Raw genomic sequence first — 25,199 nt, 5'->3', positions numbered from 1 at the left:
CGTGTCCGGTTTGCCTTGCAGCGCGGGTTTGCACCTGCCAATGATGCGCGCATTCGAACAGCTTGTCAGACGATGCATCTTTACGCCAATCCCAAACGTTTCCTGTCCATTGCCAACTGGCTGACCCCGATCCTGCTGGTGGGCGGTCTGCTGGTGACCGGCGCGGCTTTGCTGTGGGGCTTCACCCAGTCGCCGCCCGACCGGCTGATGGGGGATACGGTGAAAATCCTCTACATCCACGTGCCCGCCGCCTGGCTGGGCATGGGCGGGTGGACGGCGATTGCGATTGCCAGTCTGGTAGAGCTTGTTTGGCGGCATCCGCTGGCCACCATCGCCGCACGCGCCGCAGCGGTGCCGGGCGCGGTGTTTGCGTTTATCTGCCTTGCCACCGGATCGATCTGGGGCCGCCCGACCTGGGGCACCTGGTGGGTGTGGGACGGACGGCTGACATCGATGCTGGTGCTGTTCTTCCTCTATCTCGGCTATATCGCGCTCTCATCTTCGCTGGCGCGCGAAGGGCAGTCGAGCAGGATCGCCGCAATCTTCGGGATTGTCGGGGCGATCAATGTGCCGATCATCAACCGTTCTGTCGTGTGGTGGAACTCGCTCCACCAGCCCGCCAGCATCACGACCGGCGGCAGCTCGATTGACGGGACATATCTCTGGCCGCTGCTCTTTGCCGTGCTTGGCTTCTCCTTCCTTTTTGGCGGTATTGTGCTGATGCGGATGCGCACCATTTTGGCCGACATTCAGGCAGAAGCGCGGCTGCGGCGCAAGGCGCAGGCCGGCACAATGACGGGTGAGGAGGCCTTCCAGTGAGAGAAGCGCTGGAACATATGCCGTTTGTCTACGGTGCTTACGTCGTGACGATTATCAGCACGTTGCTGCTTGTCGGGCAAAGCTGGCTGGCGATGAAACGCGCCGAGGCCCGCCGGGACGAGGTGAAGCGCAAGTGACCCAAGAGACATCAGGTGGCATCAAGCCAAAGCATCAGCGCTTGGTGCTCATCCTGCTGGCGGTGGGCGCACTGATCGGCGCGAGCCTGTTGGCGATGGTCGCCTTGCAGGATCAGGCGAGCTATTTCTACGTGCCCGAGGATATCGAGGCCAACCCGCCCGAACCCGGTCAGGCGATCCGCTTGGGCGGCATGGTGGAGACCGGTTCGATCCAGACTGCGGCGGACGGGGTAACAACCGAATTTGTGGTGCATGACGGGATAGCGCGCGTGCCGGTAACCTACACCGGTATCCTGCCCGATCTGTTTGTCGAGAATTCCGGTGTGGTGGCAGACGGGCGGATGGACGCCAACGGCGTGTTCGTTGCCGACCAATTGCTCGCCAAGCATGACGAGAATTACACCCCGCGCGAACTGGAAGAAATGACCGCCGAGCAAATGCGCGCGGAACTGCAAGAGAGCGTCGAGTGATTCCCGAACTTGGTCTTGCCGCCCTGTGGCTGGCAGCCGCGCTGGCGGCGCTGCAATTGCTGGCGGGCTTTGTCGGCACGCGATCCGGAAATGCGGCTTTCGCGGCACTGGCCCGTCCAGCTGCGACCTTGCAGGCCTTCCTCTGCATCATCGCCTTTTGCGCGCTGCTCTATGTGTTTGCTGTCACCGACCTTTCGGTGCAGTTGGTGGCGACCAATTCGCATTCGCTGAAGCCGATGATCTTCAAGCTGTCGGGCGCGTGGGGCAATCACGAAGGCTCGATGCTCCTGTGGGTCACGGTCATGGCGATGGCGGGCGGCCTGATTGCGCTGATCGAGCGGCGCTTGCCCGAGAAGACCATGATGGCGACCCTGTGCGCGCAGGCCTTTGTCGCGCTGGGTTTCTACGCCTTCCTGCTGCTCAGCTCCAATCCGTTTGAACGGCTGGCCGAGGTGCCGCCGGAGGGCAATGGCCTCAACCCGCTGTTGCAGGATATCGGCCTCGCCTTCCATCCGCCCACGCTTTACATTGGCTATGTCGGCCTGTCGGTGGCGTTCAGCTTTGCCGTCGCGGCGCTGCTCACCCGCAATGTGACCCCCGACTTTGCCCGCGTGATGCGGCCTTGGGTGCTGGGCGCGTGGATTTTCCTGACCGTTGGCATCACCGCCGGTTCCTATTGGGCCTATTACGAGCTCGGTTGGGGCGGCTGGTGGTTCTGGGATCCGGTGGAGAACGCTTCGCTCATGCCGTGGCTGGCGGCAACCGCGCTGCTGCATTCGGCCAGCGTGCTGGCGGCGAGAGACGCGCTGCGGACGTGGACGATCATGCTCGGCGTGATCGCGTTCTCGATGAGTATGCTCGGCACATTCCTTGTGCGCTCGGGCATTCTGACGAGCGTGCACGCCTTCGCCGTCGATCCGGAGCGCGGCAGCTTCATCCTTGCCCTGTTGACGCTCTATATCGGCGGCGCGCTCGTGCTGTTTGCCCTGCGCGCCAACACCATTGCCGAGGGCGAGCGGTTTGCCGTGATGAGCCGTGAAGGCGCGCTGGTGGTGAACAATGTCGGGCTGACCGCCATTCTCGGCGTGGTGCTGCTCGGCACGCTCTATCCGCTGCTAACCGAAGCGTTTGATGTGCGCGTGTCGGTCGGCCCGCCATACTTCAATCCGGTGAGTGCGATCTTCTTCCTGCCGATGCTGCTGGTGCTGATGGTCGGCCCGCTGTTGCGGTGGAAGCGGGACGATTTTACGCGGGTGCGCAAGCCTGTGGCGATTGCTCTGGCGGTGACCATTGTCATTATCATCCGCGCGGTGTTCTGGGACGGGATCGGCCTCTTGCCGCTGCTCGGCCTTGGTCTGGCGGCAGGCGTGGCGATTGCCAGCCTTGCGCCTTTGCAAGGCCGCTCGCTCCGCCGGACGCCGCTCGCGATCTGGGGAATGTGCATCGCCCATTTCGGCATCGCGGTGGCGCTGTTCGGCATGGCAGCGGATACCGCCTTCCAGAAGGAACGGCTGGTCGCGGTCAGCGTGGGTGACACGGTTGAGGTCGGCGCATGGACGGGCAGGCTCGACAGCGTCAACGCCGTTGCGGGGCCGAACTGGACAGCGATGCAGGCGAATATGCATCTCTCCTACGATGGCGGGCCGGAGCTTGAGGCGCACCCGCAATCGCGCAATTTCTGGGCACCGGTGATGGAAACGAGCGAGGTTGCGCTGCTCACCCGTTGGAACGGCCAGCTCTATGTTGCAGTCGGCAGTCAGGGCGAGGATGGCCGCTGGCAATTGCGGCTATGGTGGAAGCCGTTCGTCACTTTCATCTGGTATGGCGGCCTACTGATCGCGCTGGGCGGTGTGCTATCGCTGATTGGCCGTGTGCGCTCTGATCTGCGCCGCCGCCGGGGCGAGGCGGACGATAGCGAGGAGATCGCCGATGCTGCTCCGGAACCCGAGCCGGAGGCGCAACCGGCATGAGAAACCTGCGCTTTGCCCTGTGGGGCGTGGTGATCGTTGCGGCCTTCGTGTTCGGCCTGTTCGGCTATCAGCTGACCCAGCCCAAGGATGAATTTGTGCGCAGCGCGCTGGTGGGCGAACGCATCCCCGAATTCGCGCTGCCCGCCATGGTCGAAAGCCGCCCGGGCCTTTCCAGTACCGATCTTGCTGATGGCGAGGCGAAGCTGATGAACGTGTTCGCCAGCTGGTGCATCCCCTGCGCTGCCGAAGCACCCTATCTCGAAGAGCTGGAGCGGCAAGGCGCGCAGATCGTGGCGGTGGCGATTACCGATACGCCGGAAGATGTAGACCGCTTCCTCCTGCAACACGGCAATCCCTTCACCCGCATCGGCGATGACCGGATTTCCGAAGTGCAATTGTCGCTCGGCTCCTCCGGCGTGCCGGAGACCTTCGTGATCGCGGGCGACGGGACGATCACTTACCAGCATATCGGCGATATCCGCGCGTCGGATGTGCCGGTGCTGATGGAAGAATTGCGGAAGGCGCAGGGGCAATGAGACTGCTCGCCGCCTTGCTCGCCCTGCTGATGGCTGCGCCGCTCGCCGCGCAGTCCAATGCGCCGCCCGCGCCCTACGCCTATCAGCAGCTGGAAGACCCGGCACTGGAGGAACAGGCGACCGAATTGATGCACACTCTGCGCTGCATCACGTGCCAGAGCCAGTCGATCGCTGACAGCGACGCGCCGATGGCGGGCAATATGCGGCATCAGGTGCGCACCCGGATTGCCAATGGCGAAAGCCCGGAGGCTGTGCGCGCGTGGCTGGTTTCGCGCTATGGCGACTATGTCAGTTATGAACCGGTGGCGAGCGCGAGCACGTGGCCGCTTTTCGTTATTCCCGGCATCCTGCTGCTGATCGCCGTTATCGTGCTGCTGCGCCGTGTGGGTCGCCGCGTGCCGGTTGAAGGAGAAGGCGCATGAGCTGGGCCATAGCTATCGCGCTCGCGCTGTTGGCGATGGGCACGGCCATCGCGCTCTACAAACTCCCGCGTGCGGTGTGGGCGGGGCTGGCGGCTTCGCTGGTGTTCGGCCTTGCCGGATACGCGATGCAGGCGAACCCTGACCTGCCGTCTGCTCCCAAGGCACCAGAGGAAAGCCGCGTTAATTTGGAAGAATATGATGTGGTTGCGCAGCGCCGCGAATTTATCGCCGATGATGAGCGCAGCCGCGCCGATTTCCTCGTCACCGCCGATGGCATGGCGCGGCGCGGGCAATTTGACGATGCGGTCACGTTCCTGAATGGTGTGACCACGGCCAATCCGCAGGATTTCGAAGCGTGGCTGGCGCTGGGCAATGCTCTGGTCGAGCACGCTGACGGTGCGCTCACCCAACCTGCGCAATATGCCTATCGTAACGCGGCGAGTCTGCGGCCAGACCATCCCGGCCCCGGCTATTTCATGGGCGTTGCCCTGATCCGGCAGGGCCGCTTCCCCGAGGCGCGTGAGCTTTGGGCGCAGGCGCTGGCCATTGCGCCGGAAGATGCGGCGGGCAGGGAAGGGCTGGTTGAACGGCTGAACCGGATTGACGCCATGCTCGCCATGGTGGCTCAAGCGCAAGCAATGGAAGCGGCCAATGCGGCTGCGGAAGGCGAACAGACAGCGCCTGCGACCACGGCCACAGCCGCTCCGGAAGCGCCTGCAAACGGACAATAGTGCCCTTGTGCATTGCACAATGTTGCTAGTGCCCGCTGGCGCTGCTATTTGCCGCGCTTTGCTGACCGGGACTCCCGGCGCCATGGGCCGTAAATCCATATGAACGCAGCCGAAAAAGACCGCGAATCCGCCAAGCTGAAGCTGGCAGCAGGGGCCATCGGTATCGTCTTCGGCGATATCGGGACCTCGCCGCTTTATGCCTTCCGCGAGACCTTTAGCGGCGCGCACAATCTCCCGATTGACGATCTGCACATTCTCGGCGTGCTCAGCCTGATCTTCTGGTCGATGACGCTGATCGTGGCGATCCAGTATGTCACCATTCTGATGCGGGCGGACAATAACGGGCAGGGCGGTAGCCTCGCGCTGGTGGCGCTGCTTTCGCGCAGTATCGGCAAGGCCGGATATGGCGGGCTGGTGGTGCTGCTCGGCGTGTTTGCGACCGCGCTGTTCTATGGCGATTCGATGATTACCCCCGCGATCTCCGTGCTGTCGGCGGTGGAGGGTCTGACGGTGGTGGACGAGCGGCTGCATCCCTTCGTGATTCCGATTGCCGTGGGCCTGCTCGTATTCCTGTTCTTCATCCAGCAGCGCGGAACCGAGAAAGTCGGTGCGCTGTTCGCGCCGGTCATGACCGTCTACTTCACCGTCCTCGCGGTGCTCGGTATCTGGCATATCTTTAGCACGCCGGAGATTCTTTGGGCGCTGAACCCGTGGTACGCGGTGCAGTTCTTTATCACGGACAAGTGGTATGCCTTCCTGGCGCTGGGATCGGTCGTGCTGGCGGTGACGGGCGCGGAGGCGCTGTATTCGGACATGGGCCATTTCGGGCGTGGCCCGATGCGGCTGTCGTGGTTCGGCTTTGTGATGCCTTGTCTGTTGCTCAACTATTTCGGGCAAGGCGCGATGATTATCGGCCTGCCGCAAGCCGCAGCCGAAGAAGCGATCCGCAACCCGTTCTTCTTCCTCGCGCCGGAGGCCTACCGCCTTCCGCTGGTGTTCCTGGCCACGGCCGCCACCTTCATCGCCAGCCAAGCGGTGATTTCGGGCGCGTTCTCGGTAACGCATCAGGCAATCCAGCTGGGCTTTGTGCCGCGGCTTTCGATCCTGCACACCAGCCACACGCAGCAGGGGCAGATTTATATTCCCCTGATCAACTGGGTGCTGTGCGCTTCGGTGGTTTTGCTGGTGCTGTTCTTCCAGAATTCGTCCAACCTCGCATCTGCCTATGGCATCGCAGTAACTGGCGCGATGTTCATCGACACCTGCCTGATGGCGGTGCTGTTGCTCGCAGTGTGGCGCTGGAAATGGTGGATCGCGGCGCCGGTGATCGTGCTCTTCTTCATTGTCGACGGAGCCTTCTTCCTCGCCAATATGACCAAGGTGGCGGACGGTGGCTGGTTCCCGCTGATGATCGGCGCGATTGCCTTCACCTTGCTCACCACATGGGCGAAGGGGCGAAAGCTGATGCGCGCGCGCATGACCGAGGCGAGTCTGCCCCTGGATATTTTCGCCAAATCCGCCCGCTCCAGCACGGCGCGCGTGCCGGGCACGGCGATCTTTATGAATTCGGGCAGCAGCGGAACGCCTTCGGCACTTCTGCACAATATCAAGCACAACAAGGTGCTGCATGAGCGCATCGTGGTGTTGACGGTGCAGATTGCCGACGTGCCCTATATCGACGATTCCAAGCGCTGCGAGATCATGGATCTGGGCGACGGCTTCTTCCGCGTCATCCTGCATTACGGCTTCATGCAGGAAACCGACGTGCCCAAGGCGCTTGCCAGCCACGAAATGTGCGGCGGCCCCTTCGATATGATGAAAACGAGCTTCTTCCTCAGCCGCCAGACGCTGCTGAGCGCGGACAAGCCGGGCATGGCGATCTGGCGCGAACGGCTGTTCGCATGGATGATGCGGAATGCGGCAACGCCGATGGAGTTCTTCCGCCTGCCGACCAACCGCGTGGTCGAAATGGGCAGCCAGGTGGAGATTTAGCCCGTCGGCGGCTCGTTCTTCACTGCTTCCTCGGCGGCCTCTTCCTCGTCGCCCACGGCAAGGCCGTGGCGCATCAGCATCGGCACCTGGGTGAAGGTGAAGAGGAAGGTGAGCGGCAGGAACAGCCAGAGCTTCATGGCAAGCCATGTCTCGAAACTGACTGTGTAGATCAGCACCGTGTTGAGCACGCCGAGCACGATAAAGAACAGCCCCCAATTGCGCGAGAGCTTGAGCCAGCCGGTATCGTCCAGCCCTTCAAACGCGGCATCGAGCAGCACTTTGAGCAGCGACACACCGCGCGCCACGCCCACCAGCAGCGCCACCGCGAAGATCGCGTAGACGATGGTCGGCTTCCACTGGATGAAGCGTTCGTCCTGGAAGTAGATCGTCAGCGCGCCGAAGCCCACGATCAGCGCCGTTGAGAGCCACAGCATCGGGCTTATCTTGCCGAGCCGGAACTTGCTCACCGCCAATGCGATGATGGCGGCGAAGATAAAGGCGGTCGTGCCCGCGATGACAGCGGCAACCTCGGCGATCATGTCCGCCCCGTCTTCGGGCGAGAACCATTTGTAGGTCAGGAAGAAGACCAGCAGCGGGCCGTAATCGACCGCGACATTGAGCCAGCCGGATTTGGGTTTTGACGATGTTTCAGAAGACATAAAAACTCCGCTCGCCCCGAGCTTGTCGAAGGGCTGCTTTTCCTTTTGGCGCTGCTTTAGAAGAAAGGACAACCCTTCGACAAGCTCAGGGTGAGCGGGGAAGGGAAGGCAGGCCTGATCTTACGCCACCCCTGCAATAACTCGCGCCACAAGGTCAGGATCGAATGGCCGCAAATCGTCCAGCGTTTCGCCCACGCCGATGGCGTGGATGGGCAAGCCATATTGCTCCGCCGCGGCCACCAGCACGCCGCCGCGCGCAGTGCCATCAAGCTTGGTCATGATGAGGCCGGTGACGCCCGCGACCTCCTTGAAAATCTCGATCTGGCCGAGCGCATTCTGGCCGTTGGTCGCATCGAGCACGAGGATCACATCATGCGGCGCTTCGGGGTTCAAACGCCCAAGCACTTTGCGGATCTTCGCCAGCTCGTCCATCAACTCACGCTTGTTCTGGAGGCGGCCTGCGGTGTCGACGATGAGCGCGTCAGTGCCAATATCGGTCGCCTTCTTGACCGCGTCGAACACGATGGAGGCGGGGTCGCCGCCTTCGGCGCCGGTTACGATGGGTGCGCCGATGCGCTCGGCCCAGATTTTGAGCTGCCCGATGGCGGCGGCGCGAAAGGTGTCGCCTGCGGCCAGCATCACCTCGTAATCGTCTTCCATCAGCCAATGGCCGAGCTTCGCGATGGTCGTCGTCTTGCCGCTGCCATTCACCCCGATCACCAGAATAACCTGCGGGCGCGGGAACGCGGTGACTTCGAGCGGCACTGCAACCGGGCGCAGGATGGCGGCGATTTCCTCCGCCACCGCTTCCTTCAGCTCCCGTTCGGTGATGCTCAGGCCGAAACGCTTTTCGGCCAGCTTGGCACGGATGCGCCCGGCGGCAGCAGGGCCGAGATCGGAGAGGATCAGCGCGTCCTCGACATCATCCAGCGTGGCATCATCCAGCTTGGCCGTGCTGACCACGCCGGTGAGGTTTTCGGACAAGCGATCCGAAGTTTTCCGGAAACCGCCGAACAGCCTTTCCGACCAGCTTGTCTCGCTCATACCAGCAGTCCTTCTGTGCTCGCCGTGGGCGTGACGGTTACAATGGCGCCGCGCTGTGTCCCTTCGGGCAGCGCGACCCGCGCGAAGTTTTCAGCATAGCCGGTGCCGTCCGCCTCGGCGAGGACGCGCTGCGGGCTACCCACAAGGCTGGCTAGCCAGCTCGCCCGCGCTTTGGCGACAGCAGCGCGCAATTCGGCGGCGCGTGCTCTAATAAGGGCCTTGTCCAATTGCGGCATGCGTGAAGCGGGCGTGTTGGGGCGGGGCGAGTAGGGGAAGATGTGGCCATGCACCACCGGCAGATCTGCGATGATCGAGAGGTTGTCCGCGTGATGCGCGTCGATCTCGGTCGGGAAACCGGCGATAATGTCCGCACCGATGGCGAGATCAGGACGATGGGCGCGCAGGCGTTCCACCAGAGACACCGCATCGGCGCGGCTGTGGCGGCGCTTCATCCGCTTGAGGATCAGGTCGGCACCATGCTGCAAGGACAGATGCAGATGAGGCATCACGCGCGGTTCGTGGGCGATGAGATCAAATAACACCGGATCGACCTCTGCTCCGTCGATTGAGGACATTCTGAGGCGCTGCAAATTAGGGAAGGCTCTGAGCACCGCGCGCACCAATTCGCCCAGCGGCGGCGAGCCCGGCAGATCGTGCCCCCAGCTGGTGACATCGACGCCGGTCAGCACCACTTCTAGCGCGCGTTGGTCGAGATGGCTCTCCACTTCGCGCAGAACCTGTGGGATTGTCAGCGAACGGCTTGTCCCGCGTCCCTGCGGGATGACGCAGAAGGTGCAGGCATGGTCACAGCCGTTCTGCACGGCGATGAAGGCGCGGGTGTGCTGGGGTGGCGGTGTTTGCTGCGGTTCGGGGACATTCCACGCGCGCGCATCGAGCTTTGCGGTGTTCGGCACCAGTCCGTCCACCTCGGGCATGGCGGCAAGCTGGTCGCGCTCGATATCCGCCGCGCAGCCGGTGACGAGCAGTCGCGCATCGGGGCGGGCCTTGCGGGCCTTGCGGATCGCCTGGCGAGTTTGCCGCACAGCTTCCATTGTCACCGCACAGGAGTTCACTACGACGACGTTCTCGCTCGCTACCAGTGCACGAATGCGCTCGCTCTCGGCGATATTGAGGCGGCAGCCGAGCGAGATGACTTCTGCGGTATTTTGGGGGGCGCTCACCCGAAGCTGTCCCAGTCGAATGAGCCGCGAAAACTCTCGGTTGCGCCGCCGGTCATGGTGATGCGATTGTCCGCGCCCCAGGCGATGGCGAGCGGGCCGCCGGGCAAATGCACCGTCACCGCGCGATCCGTGAGCCCGCGCCGCATGGCCGCGACCGCCGTGGCGCAGGCCCCGGTGCCGCAAGCGCGGGTGAGGCCTGCCCCGCGCTCCCACACGCGCAGGCGGATCGTGCCTTTGTCCCCCACGGTGGCGACATTCACATTGATGCGTTGAGGGAAAACCGGATCGGTCTCGATCACGGGGCCGATTGTTTCGAGGGGCACGGCATTGCAATCGGGCACGAAGAACACAAGGTGCGGGTTGCCGACATTGACAGCGAGCGGATGCTCCAGATCATCCCAGCCCAGCGGCAGGCTGGCAGTGTCCATCGCATAGGCGAGCGGGATGGCGTCCCAGTCAAAGCGCGGCTCACCCATATCGACCGCAATGCCGCCCGCATCGGGGCGCGTCGCAATCATCCCGCCTTTGGTGCGGATTGTCGCGGGTTCACCCAGCAGCATCCCGACCGCGCGCGAGGCATTGCCGCATGCTTCGACTTCGCCGCCATCGGAATTGAAAATGCGCATCTGGCAAGTGGCGCTGTCATCCGCCTCCAGCACGATCAGCTGGTCGCAGCCGATGCCTTCCCGCCGGTCCGCAATGGCGCGCACGCGCGCAGTGTCGAGCGCAGGCAGGGCCGCCTCGCGCGCATCGAGTACGACGAAATCATTACCGAGGCCGTGCATTTTGACAAAGGGAATGCGCATGGCAAGCCACGTAAGGTGCAGCGTGGCTTTCCGCAATGGCGCGGGTCGGTGTCAGCCCGCCTTGCGCAGCGTTTCGCTGATAGTGTCTACTGGCGCCTCGATGGCACCGGACGGCACCTTCACCAGCAGCCCCAGCTTATCCAGCCGGGCAGCGGTGTCGGCGGCATTTTCCGGACGGCCATAGAGATAACCCTGGCCTTTGATCTCGCCGAGGCCTTTCAGCTTCTCCAGCACTTCGCCGTTCTCGATCCCTTCAGCGGTCACCGGCAAGGACAGGCCGCGGCCGAGCGAGATGATCGCGAGCAACAATTCGCTGCCTACCTCGGCCTTGGAGATTTCGGTCACGAAGCTGCGGTCGATCTTCAGCCGGTCAAAAGGCAGCGAACGCAATTGCGAGAGGCTGGAATAGCCCGTGCCGAAATCGTCGAGGCTGACGCGGATGCCCTGGTTCTTGAGGCTCGAAATGATCGAGCGCACCGCGCCGATATTCTCGTGCAGACAGCTCTCCGTAATCTCGATTTCCAACCGCGCAGGGGGGAAGCCGCTCTCGACTAGCAAATGCAGCAGCTTTTGCGCAAACCAAGGATCGCGCAATTGTAATGGCGAGATATTGACCGAAAGCGTGATGGCCGGATCCCATTGCAGCGCATCTTTCAACGCCTTGCGGATCAACTGCTCGGAGAGTTCACCGATCAGGTCGATATCTTCGGCCACCGGAATGAAGATATTCGGCGCGACGACGCCATAGGTCTGCGAATGCCAGCGGGCGAGCATTTCGAAGCCCACCAGCCTTCCGCTCTCCAGATCGATCTGCTGTTCGTAGAAGGGCACGAATTCGCCGTTTTTCAGCCCTTCGCGAATGCCTGCTTCGATTTCGTTGCGGAAGCGCAGTTCGTCTTCCATCTGGTGTTCGAACCAGAAGTAGCGGTTCCGCCCGCGCTTTTTCGCGTGATACATCGCGATATCGGCGCGGTGCAGCAGCCGCTCTGCGCCGAGCGGCGTGGTGCCGTCTGCCTCGCGCCCGCTGCGGGCAATGCCGATGGAAAGCGTGGCATCGATAGTTGCGTCTTCGTGGGTGATCGAGTTGGAAACGCTGCGGATAATCGCATCGACCGTCGAATCCACCCTGTCGCGCGCGTGCAGCTGGAACGGGAAAGCGCAGGCGAACTCGTCGCCGCCGATGCGCACCAGCACACTGTCCTGTGGCAATTGCGCCTCGATCCGCTCGGCAATGGTGGCAAGCACGCGGTCGCCGATGTGGTGGCCGTTCAGATCGTTGATCTGTTTGAAATTGTCGATGTCGATCATCAGCACCGCGACATCGGCCCCGGCGGTCTGGCTCTCGGCAATAAGGTTATCTATCGCCGGAGGGCCGCTGCGGCGGTTGAGGCAGCCCGATAGCGGATCGCGCTCTGCCAGATCGCGCGCGCGGGCCTCGGCGCTTTTGCGTTCCTGCACTTCGCGGCGCAAATCTTTGTAACGGCGCCAGCCGAAAATCAGCAGCGCGATGTTAAGGAAAAGCGCATTGGTCAGCGCCAGATCGGGCGCGACGCCGCGTCCCATCCAGGAGGCGACGATTTGTGGCATCAACGATCCGCCGGTGCCGACAAACAGGATGACAGCCGCAACCGCAATCCCGAGCGCAACTATGTCGCGGTCGGCCTTTTGCAGAGTCGGCTTTATGCTGCGCCCGAAGCGGGAGGTGGTTTTCGACAAAACGGTTTATCCTCCAAAACAAGGCTTTGCTCTATCGGACAAGCATCTCAAATTTCCGTTAATTGCAGCCGGACGCCCGCCGCGCTAGGCGCGGGTGAAACAGCAAGAGGAGTCGTGCGTGCCCAACTACTGGCTGATCAAGTCGGAGCCTTTCAAATATGCGTGGGATGATCTGGTCCGCGACGGGGAGACGGTGTGGGACGGCGTGCGCAATCACCGCGCAGCGAATAATCTGAAAGCGATGCAGCCGGGCGACCAGTGCTTTTTCTACCATTCCAACAAGGGGTTGGAGATTGTCGGGATCGCCGAAGTGAGCAAGTCCGGCATGACCGATCCTACCGATCCCGAAAGCAAATGGCCGACGGTGATGGTAAAGCCGGTGCGCGCGGTGACGACGCCGGTGACGCTAAAGGCGATCAAGGCCAATCCCGGACTGGAAGGGATCGAGCTGGTGCGCCTCGGCAGGCTATCGGTTGCCGAAATCACGCCCAAGGAGTGGGACATCATCCTGACAATGGCGCAGTAGGGCTACGCTCCGCGCAATCCGCTGATCGTCGCGCCGCTGGCAGCGAGCTGTTCGATATCGGTAATGCAATGGAGCAGGCGAATGCCCTTGCGGCCCATCGCTTCTTCCAGTGCGGCATCGAATTCGGCGTTGCTTTCCACCCGCTTGCCCCAGCCGCCAAAGCTCTGCGCCATTTTCGCAAAATCGGGATTGGCGAGGTGGGTGGAGGCTTCGCGCCCCGGATACTCGCGCTCTTGATGCATCCGGATTGTGCCGTAGCTGGAGTTGTCGAACAGGATCACAAGCAGGTCGAGCCCGTATTGCGCGGCGGTGGCCAGCTCCTGCCCGTTCATCAGGAAATCGCCGTCACCGGCCGCCGCGACAACGCAGCGATCGGGGAAACGGCGTGCAGCAGCGACGGCTGCGGGGACGCCATAGCCCATGGCTCCGGCGGTAGGAGCGAGCTGCGAGGGGAAACCCGCATAGGGCCAGTAACGGTGCCACCAGCCCGAAAAATTGCCCGCACCGTTGCAGATGATCGCGTCTGCCGGAAGCAGGCGGCGCACGCTGCCCATCGCTACTGCCAGATCGAGATCATACCGGCGTTCTTCGCGCGGCGTATGCCAGGCGAGCCATTCGGTGTGCGCCTCGGCTCCCGCATCGTAGGGGATGATGTCCTCGGTCGGCCATAGCGCGGCGCTTTCGGCGAACTCGGCCATATCGGCACAGATCGGCAGATCGGTGCGATAGATGCGGCCCAGTTCGTTTGCATCGGGGTGGACGTGGATGAGTATCTGGCCCGGATGATCGGGCGTGATCAGGCCGTAACTGTCGGTCGTCGCCTCACCCAGCCGCGCACCCACGCACAGCACCAGATCGGCGGCCTTTACCCGCTCGACCAGCTTGGGGTTGGGGCCGTAACCCAGATTGCCGGCATAGACGGGGGAAGAAGGCGGCATCGCATCTTGCCGCCGGAAGGCGGTGGCGACGGGCAGGCCGATCCGCTCGGCAAATTCGGTGAAGTAGTTCCGCGCCCGCTCGTGCCAGCCCGCACCGCCGATAATCGCGATGGGGGCCGCCGCATCGCCGATCATCCGCATCATCGTGCCCATCGCATCGGGGCAGACCGCTTGAGCCGGCCGGGTGATGGCGGGGCGGACGGGGGAGGCGATGTCCTGCTCATGCAGCATATCCTCGGGCAGAGCCAGAACGACCGGGCCGGGGCGGCCGGACATGGCAACTGACCAAGCACGCGAAATATATTCGGGAATGCGCGCCGCATCGTCGATCTTCGCCGCCCACTTGGCAATCGGCCCGAAGAAGGCGGGGAAGTCGACTTCCTGAAACCCCTCCCGATCTTTCATGCCGCGATCCACGTCGCCGACAAACAGGATCATCGGCTGCGAATCCTGGAACGCGACGTGGACGCCGATGCTGGCGTTGGTCGCGCCCGGCCCACGCGTTACGAAAGCCACGCCGGGCTTGCCCGTCATCGCGCCATCGGCGCAGGCCATGAAGGCGACGCCGCCTTCCTGACGGCAGGTGACCGTATCGATCGCGCCGCAATCGGACAGCGCATCGAGCACGGGCAGAAAGCTCTCACCCGGAACGGTGAACACACGGTCGCAGCCTTGTTCGACAAGGCAATCGACCAGCAGGCGGGCGGCGGAGCGGGATGGTGTATCGGTCATCACGCGCTGCGTTAGACCCACCCGGTTTCGCCTGCAACTACCCACAGCGCTTTGCAAACCGTCCCGTCTGTGGACACGGCCGTCGCAGAGATATCGCTTATGGTTACGAAAGCGTTAAGACGGATGCCATGAGACGCGCACTTGTTCTGACCGATGAATCCCGCCGCCACTGGTTCAGGGCCTCGCTGCCGCCGCACGTTGTGCACCGCGCGAACGAGATCGAGCGGCAGGTGCCGTGGCGGTTGCGGCTTGGATTGACCCGCTCCGATCTGGAAAGTGTCGCCGCGACTTACGTCGCCGGTTTTGTCGGAACGATGACCTTCATCCTCTGATTACGCGGCGGCGGCTTCGGCGGCGCGCTCCGCCTTCAGCAGCTTCCTGCCCAGCCAAGCCGACACCAGACACATCCCCGCGCTCAGCAGCAATTGTTCGGTCAATGGCACGCCGATAGTGCTGAGCGCCAGCGCGAGCAGTGCGCCCGCAACCATCGCACCGGAATTGACGATATTATTCGCCGCCACCGCCCGGCTGGCGCGGTTCGCTTCCACCTTGGTGGTGAGGAAGGCGTAAAGCGGCACCACGAACATTCCGCCGAAAATCGCAATGGAAAGCAGGCTCGCCAGCACGGCCCATGCCAGCGGATAGGCGAGGAACGTGGTGATGTTCATCAGCGCGGTTTCGGTCACCGTGGCATTCCATGCGAGGCAGACGAAGTAGAAGACCACCACCATCACGCCCATCAACACTACCGATATCGGCGAATAGCGCGAGGAAACGCGCCCTTTCAGCAGCAGGTTCACTGCCACCGATCCGATGGCGACGCCGATGGAGAAGAACACCAGCAGCAGGCTGGCCACCGCCGGGTCGGCATAGAGCACATTCTTGGCGAGCGGCGGGAACTGGATGAACAGCACCGATCCGATCGTCCAAAAGAAGCTGATGGCGATGATGGCATAGAAGACCTCGCGGTTCTGCGACACTTCGCGCACCAGATTCCATGACGAGGTGAAGGGATTGAAATCGACCTTCTCGGGCTCCCCCATCGGCGGAGCGGGCGGCACGTGGCGGCTGGTGAGATAACCGATAATCGCGACCCCCATGATCGCCGCAGCGGCCACTTCTACATGGTTGGCGAGGAAACCGGCAATGATCGTCCCGCCCATGATCGCCAGATAAGTGCCCGCTTCGACCAGCCCCGTTCCGGCAAGCACTTCATCCTTTTTCAAATGCTGCGGCAGGATGGCGTATTTGATCGGCCCGAAAAAGGTGGAGTGCACACCCATAGCAAACAGCGCGAGCATCAGCAGCGGTATGGCGACCAGCTCCACCGCCACGCCGTGCAGCGCCATAAACAGGCCGATGGCGCCTACGGTCATAATCCCGATCTCGGCGGCCTTCACCATGCGGATGATTTTCGCCTTGTCGCGCAAATCGGCGAGCTGTCCTGAAACCGCGGAGAGCAGGAAGAACGGCAGGATGAAAATGGCCGATGCTGCGCTGGAGAACAGCACTTCGGCCTCTTCCGAGCTGTACACCGCATAGACGACGAACAGCACCATCGTCGTCTTGTAGAGATTGTCGTTGAACGCGTTCAGCAACTGGGTGGCGAACAGCGGCAGGAATCGCCGCTGCTTGAGCAGATGGGTCGAAGTGAACATGATCGTGCTTGAATCGCCTTCCTGATGCCCCCGGGCGCGGTTGCGTTCGGGCTTATAACCAATCGAGTCTATAGGCCACGCTTTTTCCCGAAGGATATTGCCGCTAGGGAAGTGCCCCATGTGGACATTGCCCAATATCCTCACCCTGTCGCGCATTCTCACTCTGCCGCTGCTCGGCTTTCTGCTGTGGTGGCCCGGGTGGGCGCTGGGATACTACCTCGCCTTTGGGCTATACTGCCTGATGGGGATCACCGATTATTTCGACGGAATGCTCGCCCGGTCGAGCGGCACGGTGAGCAAGCTGGGCATCTTCCTCGATCCGATTGCCGACAAGATCATGGTGGCGACAGTCATTCTGGTGCTGGCAGCGCAAGGCCAGTTGCGCGGGCCGTATGTGGGCGATCTGCACGTGGTGGCGGGGCTGGTTATCCTGATGCGCGAGATCGCGGTTTCGGGCCTGCGCGAATTTCTCGGCGGCCTACAGGTGAGCGTGCCGGTGTCAAAACTCGCCAAGTGGAAGACGACGTTTCAACTGGTGGCGCTGGGCGCGCTGATCCTCGGCGCGGCGGTGCACGGCCCTCCCTGCGCCTCGCTCGATGCGCCGGGCGGTTGTGGCACGTGGCAGGAGCAGTGGATTCGCACCGTCGGCCTCATCAGCCTGTGGAGCGCCGCCGCGCTTACAGTGGTGACCGGCTGGGATTACCTGCGCGTCGGCCTAAAGCACATGGATTGAGCAGGGCGGCGCGGCCTAAGCTTCGCCAACCGCCAGCGATTCCATGTCAATGACGAAGCGATAACGGACATCGGATTTCTCCAGCCGCTCGAACGCTGTATTCACCTCGTCCATCCGGATAATCTCGATTTCCGGCATCACATTGTTCGCGGCGCAGAAATCGAGCATTTCCTGCGTTTCCGCGATCCCGCCAATAAGTGATCCCGAAATCGACTTCCGCCCGAACAGCATCGGCGCGGTATTGGTGGGCGTTTCCAGCGGGCCGACCTGCCCGACGATCACCAGTTCCCCGCCGACATCGAGCAGCGGGATATAGGCATTGACGTCATGCGCGACTGGGACGGTATCGATGATGACATCGAAACTGCTCGCCGCTGCCGCCATCGCGGCTTCGTCCGTGGACAGGAGATAGGCGCTCGCGCCCAGTTCCGCGGCATCCGCCTGCTTGTCGGGGGAGCGGGAAATGACGGTGACTTGCGCGCCCATCGCGGCGGCAATCTTGACTGCCATATGGCCCAGCCCGCCAAGGCCGATCACGCCGACCCGGCTGCCTGCTGTTACGCCGCAGGCCTTCAGTGGCGAGTAGGTTGTGATCCCGGCACACAGCAACGGCGCAGCGCGGGCGAGATCGAGCGCGGCGGGCACGCCCAGCACGAATTCCTCGCGCACCACGATGTGCTTGGAAAATCCGCCCTGCGTCACCCCTTCGCCATCGGGATTGGGCGAGCCGTAGGTCATCGTCATGCCTTCGCGGCAGAACTGTTCCTGATGCGCATGGCACTGGTCGCAATGCTGGCAGCTATCGACCATGCAGCCGACCGCCACGGTATCGCCTTCGGCATATTTCGTCGCACCGCCGCCCGTCGCGATCACGCGGCCAACAATTTCATGGCCTGGAACAACCGGATAATTGGTCATCCCCCAATCATCGCGGGCGAAGTGCAAGTCCGAATGGCAGATGCCGCAATAGAGGATTTCGATGACAATATCGCCGGGAGCAAGCTCGCTTCGGCGATCAAAGGCGTAGGGCGCCAGCGTCCCGCTCGTATCGCGCGCTGCATAACCAATTGTCTTCATGACTAATCCCCCGGCAATGCCGCGTGTTCAGTCCAGCGGCTACAAGGCAGGGTTACACCTCTGCGGTAGCATTTGACAGAGCCTTATTCCACTTCCGACACCACGATGAACTGCGCGCGGATTCAAGGCAGCGCGTTGTGGTAATCGGCCACCGCGCGGGTGACCGCCTGCATCATTGCCATCCGCTCTTCCGTGGGGCGCTGCGTCTCGCCGATCATCACCGCGATGGCATAGGCGGTGCCGTCGGGCGCGTAGAGCAGGCCGACATCGTTGTAGCCTGACTGGCGGCCTTCGAAGAATTGGCCGGTGCCCGTTTTGTGCGCGAGGGTGAAGCCTTCGGGCGCTCCGGCGCGCAGACGGTTGGGGCCGCTTCGCGTCGCGAACATCACGTCGATCAGCCAGCGCGTGCGCTCGCGTGTGAGCAGGTGGCCGCGCTCCAGCCGCGCCAAGGCTCCGGCAATCGCAAGCGCCGATGCGCCGTCCACCGGATCGTCCTGATAGCGGCGGAAAGCGGCGGCGCGCACACTATCGGGCAGCGCCTCGCGTGCGTCGAAAAAGCCGAGGCGGGTATACGCATATTCCTGTCGCCATTCGAGGCCGGCAATCGCGCTCTGCATCGCCCGCTCGCCCGGGCCGAAGCGGATATCGCCAAGCTGCGCATCGGCCAACTCGGCGCGCACCGCTTCCGGCCCGCCGATGACATTGAGCACGGCATCATTGGCGGTGTTGTCGCTCTGCGTGATGGCGCGGGTGATCAGGTCTTCAACGCTGGCGGTGACCGAGCCTGCTGCGAGGATCTCCTCGCGGATCGGCTGGTAGAACACCGCCAGATCGGCGCGGGTGAGCGTGACGTCGCGGCCCAGATCGAGCGCGCCGGTGTCGGCTTGGCGAAGCGCGGTGAAGGCGACCCATAGCTTGCTGACGCTCTGCTGCGGGAGCAGCTGCGTCCCGTTCCAGTCGGTCTGCCAGTCGCGCTCGACATCGACCACCGCAACCCCGAGCGAGCCGCCGAAGTCCTCGCCAAGACGGTCAATATTTGCTGCGAGTTCGGCTTGCGCGGCTTCGATCTGCGCGGCGCGCTGCATTTCTGCACTGTTTTCCGACGATTGCGCCTGCACCGGCTGCTCGCTGCAACCGGATAGCGCACCGGACGCGGCGAGCGCAAGCAGAACAGGGGCGAAAAGCAACCGCATGACGGACGCTCCTATACCAGCAAGTGGTAAATGTTTCAGCCCGCGCGCAATTCCTCGGCCAGTAGGCGGAATTCCTCCGCCCGCGGCGAATTGGTGCGCCAGACCAGCGCGATCTCGCGCCCGGTTTGCTTGCCCTTCAAAGGCCGCGCCACAACATCGGTTCCCAGCAGAATGCCCGCATCAATCGCCATTTTGGGCAGCATGGTGAGGCCGAGGCCGTTATCCACCATCTGCACCAGCGTGTGCAGGCTGGTGCCGATCATCGTCGCACTCGCGCGCATTTCAGGCCGGTTGCACGCGGCGAGGGCGTGTTCCTTCAAACAGTGCCCGTCTTCGAGCAGCAGCAGCCGCCCTTCATCGATCATCGAAGGCGCAATTTCCGCAGGCGGATCGCGCGGATCATCCTTGGGGAAGGCGACGAACAATTCGTCATGCGCGATAATCTCCTTCTCCACATCGCCGGTGGCGAAGGGGAGGGCGAGCAGTACGCAGTCCGCGCGGCCATGATGCAGTGATTCAATCGCGTGGTCGGAAGTTTCCTCGCGAAGGAACAGCTTTAGCTGGGGGCGTTCACGGCGCAGGCGCGGCAGGATGCGCGGAAGCAGGAACGGTGCAATGGTGGGGATGACGCTCATCCGCAGTTCGCCCGACAAAGGCTGCCCTGCCGCCTGAACTAGGTCGGACAGCTCCTCCGCCTCGCGCAGCAACCGGTGGGCCTTGGCGACCACGCTGTTGCCCAGCGGGGTGAACCGCACAACCCGGCGGCTGCGTTCCACCAAGGTCACGCCGAGCAGCGATTCGAGCTCGCGAATGCCCGCTGAAAGCGTGGATTGGGAGACGAAGCTCGCCTCCGCCGCCTTGCCGAAATGGCCATGCTCGTGCAGCGCGACGAGATATTGCAATTGCTTGATGGTGGGGAGGTAGGTGCTCACTGAGCCGCCGCAGCCCCCGCCGTATTCTCTGCCGCCGCTACAGCCGCCACGCCGTCAATCCGCGTCATTTTCAGCCGTCCGTGTTCCACCGCGAAGGCGAGGCGGCCTTCGACGAGTTCCAGCGCATCCTTGCCAAAGACTTCGTAACGCCAGCCTTCAAGGATAGGCAGCTTGCGCACGCCTGCCGCCAGCGCCTCCATTTCATCGGACTTGGTGAGCAGGCGCGAGGCAACGTCAATCTCCCGCGCGCGGATTTTCAGCAGTAGCTTGAGCAGGTCGGCCACCAGCGCGCCTTCCTTGCCCAGCGGTGCACCGCGCTTGGGCTTGTCGGGCATTTCGTCGGGCGAGAGTGGCTCTGCATTCTTGAGCACTTTCATCAGCCGCCGCCCGATATCGTTATCTTTCCACGCCTGCGAAAGCCCGCGCACCTTGGCAAGATCGGCCTGTGTCTTGGGCGGATGGCTGGCCACATCGGCGAGTGTTTCATCGCGGATGATGCGGCCGCGCGGAATGTCCTTGTCCTGCGCCTCGGTCTCCCGCCATGCTGCCAACGCTTTCAGCCGACCCAGCACCGCCGGATTGCGGCCCGGGGCGCGGATGCGATGCCATGCGGTGTCGAGATCATTGGCGTAATTCGCCGGGTCGGCCAGCTTCTCCATCTCCGCATTCAGCCAATGGCCGCGATCGGTCTTGATGAGCTTTTTTAGGATTTTGGGAAAAATCTTGGCGAGATAGGTCACATCGCCAATCGCATATTCGATCTGCCGTTCGGTGAGCGGGCGGCGGCTCCAATCGGTGAACCGCGCGCCTTTGTCGACCGTGATGCCGAGCCAGCTTTCCACCAGATTGGCATAGCCGATCTGTTCCGACTGGCTGATCGCCATCATCGCGATTTGCGTGTCGAAAATGGGGAAGGGCGTTTTGCCGGTGAGGTTGTAGATGATTTCCACATCCTGCCCGCCCGCGTGGAAAATCTTCAACACCTCGTCATTGTCGGTCAACAGTTCGAGCAACGGGGTGAGATCGAGCCCCTCGGCCAGCGGATCGATGGCGGCCGCTTCATGCTCGTTCCCCACCTGCACCAGGCACAGCAGCGGGTAGTAGGTGTTCTCGCGCATGAATTCGGTGTCGACGCACACGAATTCGCTCTTGGCGAGCCGCTCGCACAGATCGGCCAGTTCGTCGGATTCGGTAATGAGGGGGTGGATTTGCATCGTGTCTTTCAATTCACTTGGCCGGTTCACCGTGCCTACCGCACTTGGCCCAATCGACATTCGCGTAAGGACGCGAATCTTGACAAAGCGGCGTGCATACCCTGTTAGCGCGCGCTTATGCCTAAGCCTTAGCGCAGCGCTGCCGCGCGCCCCTAGGGTATAGACCCCGAAATGGAAAGAGTCCCGATGCACGCTTATCGTACCCACACTTGCGCACAGCTTTCGAAAGAAAATGTCGGGGAAGGCGTGCGCCTGTCCGGCTGGGTGCACCGCAAGCGCGATCATGGCGGCGTGCTGTTTGTCGATCTTCGCGACCATTACGGCATTACGCAGATTGTGGCGGACGAGGATTCGCCCGCGCTGGCGCTGCTTGACGGGCTGAAGCTGGAAAGCGTCATTACCATCGATGGCGAGGTGAAGGCGCGCGATGCGGCGGCGGTGAACCCGAACCTGCCGACCGGCGAGATCGAGGTGTTTGCCCGCAGCGTGACCGTGCAGAGCCATGCCGAGGAACTGCCGCTGATTGTCAATTCGGCGGAGGATTACCCCGAGGAAACGCGCCTGAAATACCGCTTCGTCGATTTGCGGCGCGAGCGGGTGCACAACAATATCATGCTGCGCAACCGCGTGATTACGTCGCTGCGCCGCCGTATGATCGATCAGGGCTTCAGCGAATTCCAGACCCCGATTCTCGGCGCGTCCAGCCCCGAGGGCGCGCGCGATTATTTGGTGCCGAGCCGCCTGCATCCCGGCCGCTTCTACGCGCTGCCGCAGGCGCCGCAGATGTTCAAGCAGCTGCTGATGGTGGCGGGGTTTGACCGCTATTTCCAGATCGCCCCGTGCTTCCGCGACGAAGACCTGCGCGCCGACCGCTCGCCCGAGTTTTACCAGCTCGATTTCGAAATGAGCTTTGTGACACAGGAAGACGTATTCCAAGCGATCGAACCGGTGCTCGCGGGCGTGTTCGCCGAGTTTGCGAACGGCAAGGCTGTTACCCCTGCAGGCGAGTTTCCGCGCATTCCCTATGCCGAAACGATGCTCAAATACGGGACTGACAAGCCCGATTTGCGCAATCCGCTCGTCATCAGCGATGTGACGCATCATTTCACCACCTCGGGATTCGGCATTTTCGAAAAGATTGTCGGCGGTGGCGGCGTGATCCGCGCGATTCCTGCGCCAAATACGCATGAAAAGAGCCGCAAGTTCTTTGACGACATGAACGATTGGGCCAAGCGCGAAGGCTTCGCGGGCCTCGGCTATGTCACCCGCAAGGGCGGCGAATTTGGCGGGCCGATTGCCAAGAACCACGGCACCGAAGGCATGGAAGCGCTCTATGCCGAGCTGGGCCTTGGCGAGAATGACGGCCTGTTTTTCGCCGCAGGCAAGGAAAGGGACGCCGCCAAGCTGGCCGGTGCCGCGCGCACCCGCGTGGGCGAAACGCTGGAACTGATCGAGCAGGATTGCTTCAAATTCTGCTGGATCGTCGATTTCCCGATGTTCGAGTACGACGAAGAGGCGAAAAAGGTCGATTTCAGCCACAACCCCTTTTCGATGCCGCAGGGCGAGATGGAAGCGTTGGAGAACACCGACCCGCTCGAAATCAAGGCATGGCAGTATGATATCGTCTGCAATGGCTATGAACTCTCAAGTGGCGCGATCCGGAACCACAAGCCGGAAATCATGTATAAGGCGTTCGAAATCGCGGGTTATTCCAAGGAAGATGTCGATGAGAATTTCAGCGGCATGATCGAAGCCTTCAAGCTGGGCGCGCCGCCGCATGGCGGCTCGGCACCGGGGATTGACCGCATCGTTATGCTGCTGGCGGACGAGCCGAATATCCGCGAAGTCATCGCCTTCCCGCTCAACCAGAAGGCGCAGGATTTGATGATGGGCGCGCCCTCCGCGGTGACACCCAACCAGTTGCGTGATGTGCATATCCGTACAATCGAGCAGCGGACGGCTTGATTTGCAGGGCCGCGTCACCACGTACCGGCCACTGCAAAACGTTCTCTGCCCCTTGCCAGCCCGCCTGCCGTTCATTAGGGCGAAAGGCGATTTTGAAACCCCTATTTTCTTGAGAGGGATTACATGAGCGATACCGCTGAACGCGTGAAGAAGATTGTCGTCGAACATCTTGGCGTCGAAGAAGACAAGGTAACTCCGGAAGCCAGCTTCATCGATGATCTGGGCGCAGACAGCCTCGACATTGTCGAGCTGGTGATGGCCTTCGAAGAAGAGTTTGGCGTCGAAATTCCCGACGATGCTGCCGAAAAGATCAACACGGTCGGCGATGCCAACAAGTTCATCGAAGAGAACGCCGGCTGATTGCCGGCAATCGCTTTGAACTGATCCGGCCCGCCGCGATGCGCCCGAGGGCGCTGGTGGCGGGCGGATAAACAAGGGCTCGGCCGCCAAGGCTGGGCCTTTTGTGCTTGCGGAGAGAGAAGACTATGCGGCGCGTTGTCGTTACCGGCCTCGGCCTTGTCACCCCCTTGGGCGGGGACGTGGAAACCACTTGGAAAAACCTGATCGCGGGTGAAAGCGGGATCGGGCAGATCACCCGTTTCGACGCGTCGGACCAGAAATGCACCATTGCCGGCGAGGTGAAGCCCGCCGATCATCCGTGGGGCTTTGATGCGGACAAGCGCGTGGACGGCAAGATCCAGCGGCAGGTCGATCCGTTCATCGTCTTCGGTCTCGATGCGGCAGGGCAGGCTCTGGAAGATGCCGGTTTGACCGAGCTGACCGACGCGCAGAAGCTCCGCGCAGGGTGCTCCATCGGGTCGGGCATTGGCGGCCTGCCGGGGATCGAACTCGAATCGAACAACCTCGCCAATCGCGGCCCGGGCCGCGTCTCGCCGCATTTTGTTCACGGTCGCCTGATCAACCTGATCTCCGGCCAGGTGAGCATCAGATACGGCCTGATGGGCCCGAACCACGCTGTGGTGACCGCGTGCTCCACCGGTGCGCACTCCATCGGCGATGCCGCGCGCATGATCCGTGACGATGATGCCGACATCATGCTGGCAGGCGGCGCAGAAGCGACCATTTGCCCCATCGGCATTGCCGGTTTCGCGCAGGCGCGCGCGCTCAACACTGGTTTTAACGATCGCCCGACCGAAGCCAGCCGCCCTTATGACAAAGACCGCGAAGGCTTTGTGATGGGCGAAGGCGCGGGCGTCGTGGTGCTCGAAGAATACGAACACGCCAAGGCGCGCGGCGCAAAGATCTATGCCGAGGTCGTCGGCTACGGCCTGTCGGGCGATGCGTACCACGTCACCGCGCCGCACCCCGAAGGTTTGGGCGCGGAAAATGCCATGCGCATGGCGCTGAAAAAGGCCGGGCTGGAGCCGTCGGATATCGACTATGTCAACGCCCACGGCACCTCCACCATGGCTGACACAATCGAGCTCGCGGCGGTTAGGCGGGTGCTGGGCAGCGATCTGGGCGGTGCCAGCATGAGCAGCACCAAATCCGCCATCGGCCACTTGCTGGGCGGCGCGGGCGCGGTGGAGAGCATCTTCTGCATCCTCGCCATGCGCGACCAGATCGTGCCACCAACGCTCAACCTGCACACTCCGGATGATGGCACCGAAGGCGTCGATCTTGTGCCGCTGTTGGCCAAAAAGCGCGAAGTGAAGGCCGTGCTCAACAACAGCTTCGGCTTTGGTGGCACCAATGCCTCGCTGGTGATGAAGCGGGTCGAGGATTGA

The 25,199-nt window shown here is 62.5% G+C and carries 25 protein-coding genes; 14 read left to right on the top strand and 11 right to left on the bottom strand.

What is annotated here, in order from left to right; all coding sequences use genetic code 11:
- The first annotated feature begins 72 nt into the window (after window positions 1-72).
- From ccmC to GC121_RS13255, 8 genes are all read left to right on the top strand, one after another.
- Window positions 73-819, top strand: a complete 747-nt coding sequence (gene ccmC / locus GC121_RS13285) for a heme ABC transporter permease CcmC (protein ID WP_151975113.1) — start codon at window positions 73-75, stop codon at window positions 817-819.
- Entirely contained in the window at window positions 816-956 is a 141-nt protein-coding gene (locus GC121_RS15385; RefSeq protein WP_199857870.1) for a hypothetical protein, read from the top strand. The genes ccmC and GC121_RS15385 overlap by 4 nt, the downstream gene beginning before the upstream one ends.
- Entirely contained in the window at window positions 953-1,426 is a 474-nt protein-coding gene (ccmE, locus tag GC121_RS13280; protein WP_234421258.1) for a cytochrome c maturation protein CcmE, read from the top strand. The genes GC121_RS15385 and ccmE overlap by 4 nt, the downstream gene beginning before the upstream one ends.
- On the top strand, window positions 1,423-3,396 hold the full coding sequence (locus GC121_RS13275) for a heme lyase CcmF/NrfE family subunit (protein WP_151975111.1): 1,974 nt from the start codon (window positions 1,423-1,425) through the stop codon (window positions 3,394-3,396). The genes ccmE and GC121_RS13275 overlap by 4 nt, the downstream gene beginning before the upstream one ends.
- The gene (locus tag GC121_RS13270; protein ID WP_151975109.1) at window positions 3,393-3,932 is read left to right on the top strand and encodes a redoxin family protein; all 540 of its coding nucleotides are present in this window, start codon (window positions 3,393-3,395) and stop codon (window positions 3,930-3,932) included. Before GC121_RS13275 ends, GC121_RS13270 begins: the two co-directional genes overlap by 4 nt.
- Complete coding sequence (locus GC121_RS13265) at window positions 3,929-4,354, top strand: cytochrome c-type biogenesis protein (protein WP_151975107.1); 426 nt, start codon at window positions 3,929-3,931, stop codon at window positions 4,352-4,354. Before GC121_RS13270 ends, GC121_RS13265 begins: the two co-directional genes overlap by 4 nt.
- Complete coding sequence (locus GC121_RS13260) at window positions 4,351-5,085, top strand: tetratricopeptide repeat protein (RefSeq protein WP_151975105.1); 735 nt, start codon at window positions 4,351-4,353, stop codon at window positions 5,083-5,085. Before GC121_RS13265 ends, GC121_RS13260 begins: the two co-directional genes overlap by 4 nt.
- A 99-nt stretch (window positions 5,086-5,184) precedes the next feature.
- The gene (locus GC121_RS13255; RefSeq protein ID WP_151975104.1) at window positions 5,185-7,077 is read left to right on the top strand and encodes a potassium transporter Kup; all 1,893 of its coding nucleotides are present in this window, start codon (window positions 5,185-5,187) and stop codon (window positions 7,075-7,077) included.
- On the opposite strand, the gene GC121_RS13250 is transcribed toward GC121_RS13255, so the two are convergent.
- From GC121_RS13250 to GC121_RS13230, 5 genes are all read right to left on the bottom strand, one after another.
- Window positions 7,074-7,736 carry an inner membrane-spanning protein YciB gene (locus GC121_RS13250; protein WP_151975102.1) on the bottom strand — a complete coding sequence of 221 codons (663 nt, stop codon included), beginning with the start codon at window positions 7,734-7,736 and terminating at the stop codon, window positions 7,074-7,076. The genes GC121_RS13255 and GC121_RS13250 overlap by 4 nt on opposite strands.
- Before the next feature lie 120 nt (window positions 7,737-7,856).
- Window positions 7,857-8,780, bottom strand: a complete 924-nt coding sequence (ftsY, locus tag GC121_RS13245) for a signal recognition particle-docking protein FtsY (protein ID WP_151975100.1) — start codon at window positions 8,778-8,780, stop codon at window positions 7,857-7,859.
- Window positions 8,777-9,961 (bottom strand): MiaB/RimO family radical SAM methylthiotransferase, encoded by a 1,185-nt coding sequence (locus GC121_RS13240; RefSeq protein WP_151975098.1) that lies wholly within the window; start codon window positions 9,959-9,961, stop codon window positions 8,777-8,779. Before GC121_RS13240 ends, ftsY begins: the two co-directional genes overlap by 4 nt.
- Window positions 9,958-10,767, bottom strand: coding sequence for a diaminopimelate epimerase (gene dapF, locus GC121_RS13235; protein ID WP_151975096.1), 810 nt, complete (start codon window positions 10,765-10,767; stop codon window positions 9,958-9,960). The genes GC121_RS13240 and dapF overlap by 4 nt, the downstream gene beginning before the upstream one ends.
- Before the next feature lie 51 nt (window positions 10,768-10,818).
- Window positions 10,819-12,483, bottom strand: a complete 1,665-nt coding sequence (locus GC121_RS13230; RefSeq protein ID WP_234421256.1) for a bifunctional diguanylate cyclase/phosphodiesterase — start codon at window positions 12,481-12,483, stop codon at window positions 10,819-10,821.
- Between the two features lie 118 nt (window positions 12,484-12,601).
- On the opposite strand from GC121_RS13230, the gene GC121_RS13225 reads away from it, so the two are divergent.
- Complete coding sequence (locus tag GC121_RS13225) at window positions 12,602-13,009, top strand: EVE domain-containing protein (RefSeq protein ID WP_151975095.1); 408 nt, start codon at window positions 12,602-12,604, stop codon at window positions 13,007-13,009.
- A 2-nt stretch (window positions 13,010-13,011) separates the two neighbouring features.
- On the opposite strand, the gene GC121_RS13220 is transcribed toward GC121_RS13225, so the two are convergent.
- Window positions 13,012-14,679, bottom strand: a complete 1,668-nt coding sequence (locus GC121_RS13220) for a thiamine pyrophosphate-binding protein (protein WP_151975093.1) — start codon at window positions 14,677-14,679, stop codon at window positions 13,012-13,014.
- 128 nt (window positions 14,680-14,807) lie between these two features.
- Here GC121_RS13220 and GC121_RS13215 point away from each other — a divergent pair, with 128 nt between their 5' ends.
- Entirely contained in the window at window positions 14,808-15,011 is a 204-nt protein-coding gene (locus GC121_RS13215) for a hypothetical protein (protein WP_151975091.1), read from the top strand.
- On the opposite strand, the gene GC121_RS13210 is transcribed toward GC121_RS13215, so the two are convergent.
- On the bottom strand, window positions 15,012-16,337 hold the full coding sequence (locus GC121_RS13210; RefSeq protein WP_151975089.1) for an MFS transporter: 1,326 nt from the start codon (window positions 16,335-16,337) through the stop codon (window positions 15,012-15,014).
- Between the two features lie 118 nt (window positions 16,338-16,455).
- Here GC121_RS13210 and pgsA point away from each other — a divergent pair, with 118 nt between their 5' ends.
- The gene (pgsA, locus tag GC121_RS13205; RefSeq protein WP_151975087.1) at window positions 16,456-17,070 is read left to right on the top strand and encodes a CDP-diacylglycerol--glycerol-3-phosphate 3-phosphatidyltransferase; all 615 of its coding nucleotides are present in this window, start codon (window positions 16,456-16,458) and stop codon (window positions 17,068-17,070) included.
- A 15-nt stretch (window positions 17,071-17,085) separates the two neighbouring features.
- Here pgsA and GC121_RS13200 read toward each other — a convergent pair whose 3' ends face one another.
- The 4 genes from GC121_RS13200 to rnd form a co-directional block, all read right to left on the bottom strand.
- Complete coding sequence (locus tag GC121_RS13200; RefSeq protein ID WP_151975085.1) at window positions 17,086-18,147, bottom strand: NAD(P)-dependent alcohol dehydrogenase; 1,062 nt, start codon at window positions 18,145-18,147, stop codon at window positions 17,086-17,088.
- A 122-nt stretch (window positions 18,148-18,269) separates the two neighbouring features.
- The gene (locus GC121_RS13195) at window positions 18,270-19,340 is read right to left on the bottom strand and encodes a serine hydrolase (RefSeq protein WP_151975083.1); all 1,071 of its coding nucleotides are present in this window, start codon (window positions 19,338-19,340) and stop codon (window positions 18,270-18,272) included.
- A 35-nt stretch (window positions 19,341-19,375) separates the two neighbouring features.
- Entirely contained in the window at window positions 19,376-20,272 is an 897-nt protein-coding gene (locus GC121_RS13190) for a hydrogen peroxide-inducible genes activator (protein ID WP_151975081.1), read from the bottom strand.
- Window positions 20,269-21,486, bottom strand: a complete 1,218-nt coding sequence (rnd, locus tag GC121_RS13185; protein WP_151975079.1) for a ribonuclease D — start codon at window positions 21,484-21,486, stop codon at window positions 20,269-20,271. The genes GC121_RS13190 and rnd overlap by 4 nt, the downstream gene beginning before the upstream one ends.
- A gap of 186 nt (window positions 21,487-21,672) precedes the next feature.
- On the opposite strand from rnd, the gene aspS reads away from it, so the two are divergent.
- The 3 genes from aspS (at window position 21,673) to fabF (ending at window position 25,199) form a co-directional block, all read left to right on the top strand.
- Window positions 21,673-23,451, top strand: a complete 1,779-nt coding sequence (gene aspS, locus GC121_RS13180) for an aspartate--tRNA ligase (protein ID WP_151975077.1) — start codon at window positions 21,673-21,675, stop codon at window positions 23,449-23,451.
- Between the two features lie 123 nt (window positions 23,452-23,574).
- Window positions 23,575-23,811, top strand: a complete 237-nt coding sequence (locus tag GC121_RS13175; RefSeq protein WP_151975075.1) for an acyl carrier protein — start codon at window positions 23,575-23,577, stop codon at window positions 23,809-23,811.
- Window positions 23,812-23,936: 125 nt separating this feature from the next.
- Window positions 23,937-25,199: a beta-ketoacyl-ACP synthase II gene (gene fabF / locus GC121_RS13170; RefSeq protein WP_151975073.1), complete on the top strand. Its 1,263-nt coding sequence runs from the start codon at window positions 23,937-23,939 to the stop codon at window positions 25,197-25,199.

It is taken from the genome of Erythrobacter sp. EC-HK427 (assembly GCF_902498745.1).
In the GTDB taxonomy this organism is placed as follows: domain Bacteria; phylum Pseudomonadota; class Alphaproteobacteria; order Sphingomonadales; family Sphingomonadaceae; genus Alteraurantiacibacter.
This window is presented reverse-complemented; position numbering and strand designations above follow the sequence as displayed.

Excerpts from the sequence above, each read along its gene's own strand:
- GC121_RS13215 (WP_151975091.1), top strand. The coding sequence starts at position 14,808 with ATGAGACGCGCACTTGTTCTGACCGATGAATCCCGCCGCCACTGGTTC.
- GC121_RS13255 (WP_151975104.1), top strand. The coding sequence starts at position 5,185 with ATGAACGCAGCCGAAAAAGACCGCGAATCCGCCAAGCTGAAGCTGGCA.
- GC121_RS13195 (WP_151975083.1), bottom strand. The coding sequence starts at position 19,340 with ATGCGGTTGCTTTTCGCCCCTGTTCTGCTTGCGCTCGCCGCGTCCGGT.
- GC121_RS13260 (WP_151975105.1), top strand. The coding sequence starts at position 4,351 with ATGAGCTGGGCCATAGCTATCGCGCTCGCGCTGTTGGCGATGGGCACG.
- aspS (WP_151975077.1), top strand. The coding sequence starts at position 21,673 with ATGCACGCTTATCGTACCCACACTTGCGCACAGCTTTCGAAAGAAAAT.
- pgsA (WP_151975087.1), top strand. The coding sequence starts at position 16,456 with ATGTGGACATTGCCCAATATCCTCACCCTGTCGCGCATTCTCACTCTG.
- rnd (WP_151975079.1), bottom strand. The coding sequence starts at position 21,486 with ATGCAAATCCACCCCCTCATTACCGAATCCGACGAACTGGCCGATCTG.
- GC121_RS13270 (WP_151975109.1), top strand. The coding sequence starts at position 3,393 with ATGAGAAACCTGCGCTTTGCCCTGTGGGGCGTGGTGATCGTTGCGGCC.
- GC121_RS13200 (WP_151975085.1), bottom strand. The coding sequence starts at position 18,147 with ATGAAGACAATTGGTTATGCAGCGCGCGATACGAGCGGGACGCTGGCG.
- GC121_RS13175 (WP_151975075.1), top strand. The coding sequence starts at position 23,575 with ATGAGCGATACCGCTGAACGCGTGAAGAAGATTGTCGTCGAACATCTT.
- fabF (WP_151975073.1), top strand. The coding sequence starts at position 23,937 with ATGCGGCGCGTTGTCGTTACCGGCCTCGGCCTTGTCACCCCCTTGGGC.
- dapF (WP_151975096.1), bottom strand. The coding sequence starts at position 10,767 with ATGCGCATTCCCTTTGTCAAAATGCACGGCCTCGGTAATGATTTCGTC.
- ccmC (WP_151975113.1), top strand. The coding sequence starts at position 73 with ATGCATCTTTACGCCAATCCCAAACGTTTCCTGTCCATTGCCAACTGG.
- GC121_RS13220 (WP_151975093.1), bottom strand. The coding sequence starts at position 14,679 with ATGACCGATACACCATCCCGCTCCGCCGCCCGCCTGCTGGTCGATTGC.
- GC121_RS13265 (WP_151975107.1), top strand. The coding sequence starts at position 3,929 with ATGAGACTGCTCGCCGCCTTGCTCGCCCTGCTGATGGCTGCGCCGCTC.
- ftsY (WP_151975100.1), bottom strand. The coding sequence starts at position 8,780 with ATGAGCGAGACAAGCTGGTCGGAAAGGCTGTTCGGCGGTTTCCGGAAA.
- GC121_RS13210 (WP_151975089.1), bottom strand. The coding sequence starts at position 16,337 with ATGTTCACTTCGACCCATCTGCTCAAGCAGCGGCGATTCCTGCCGCTG.
- GC121_RS13250 (WP_151975102.1), bottom strand. The coding sequence starts at position 7,736 with ATGTCTTCTGAAACATCGTCAAAACCCAAATCCGGCTGGCTCAATGTC.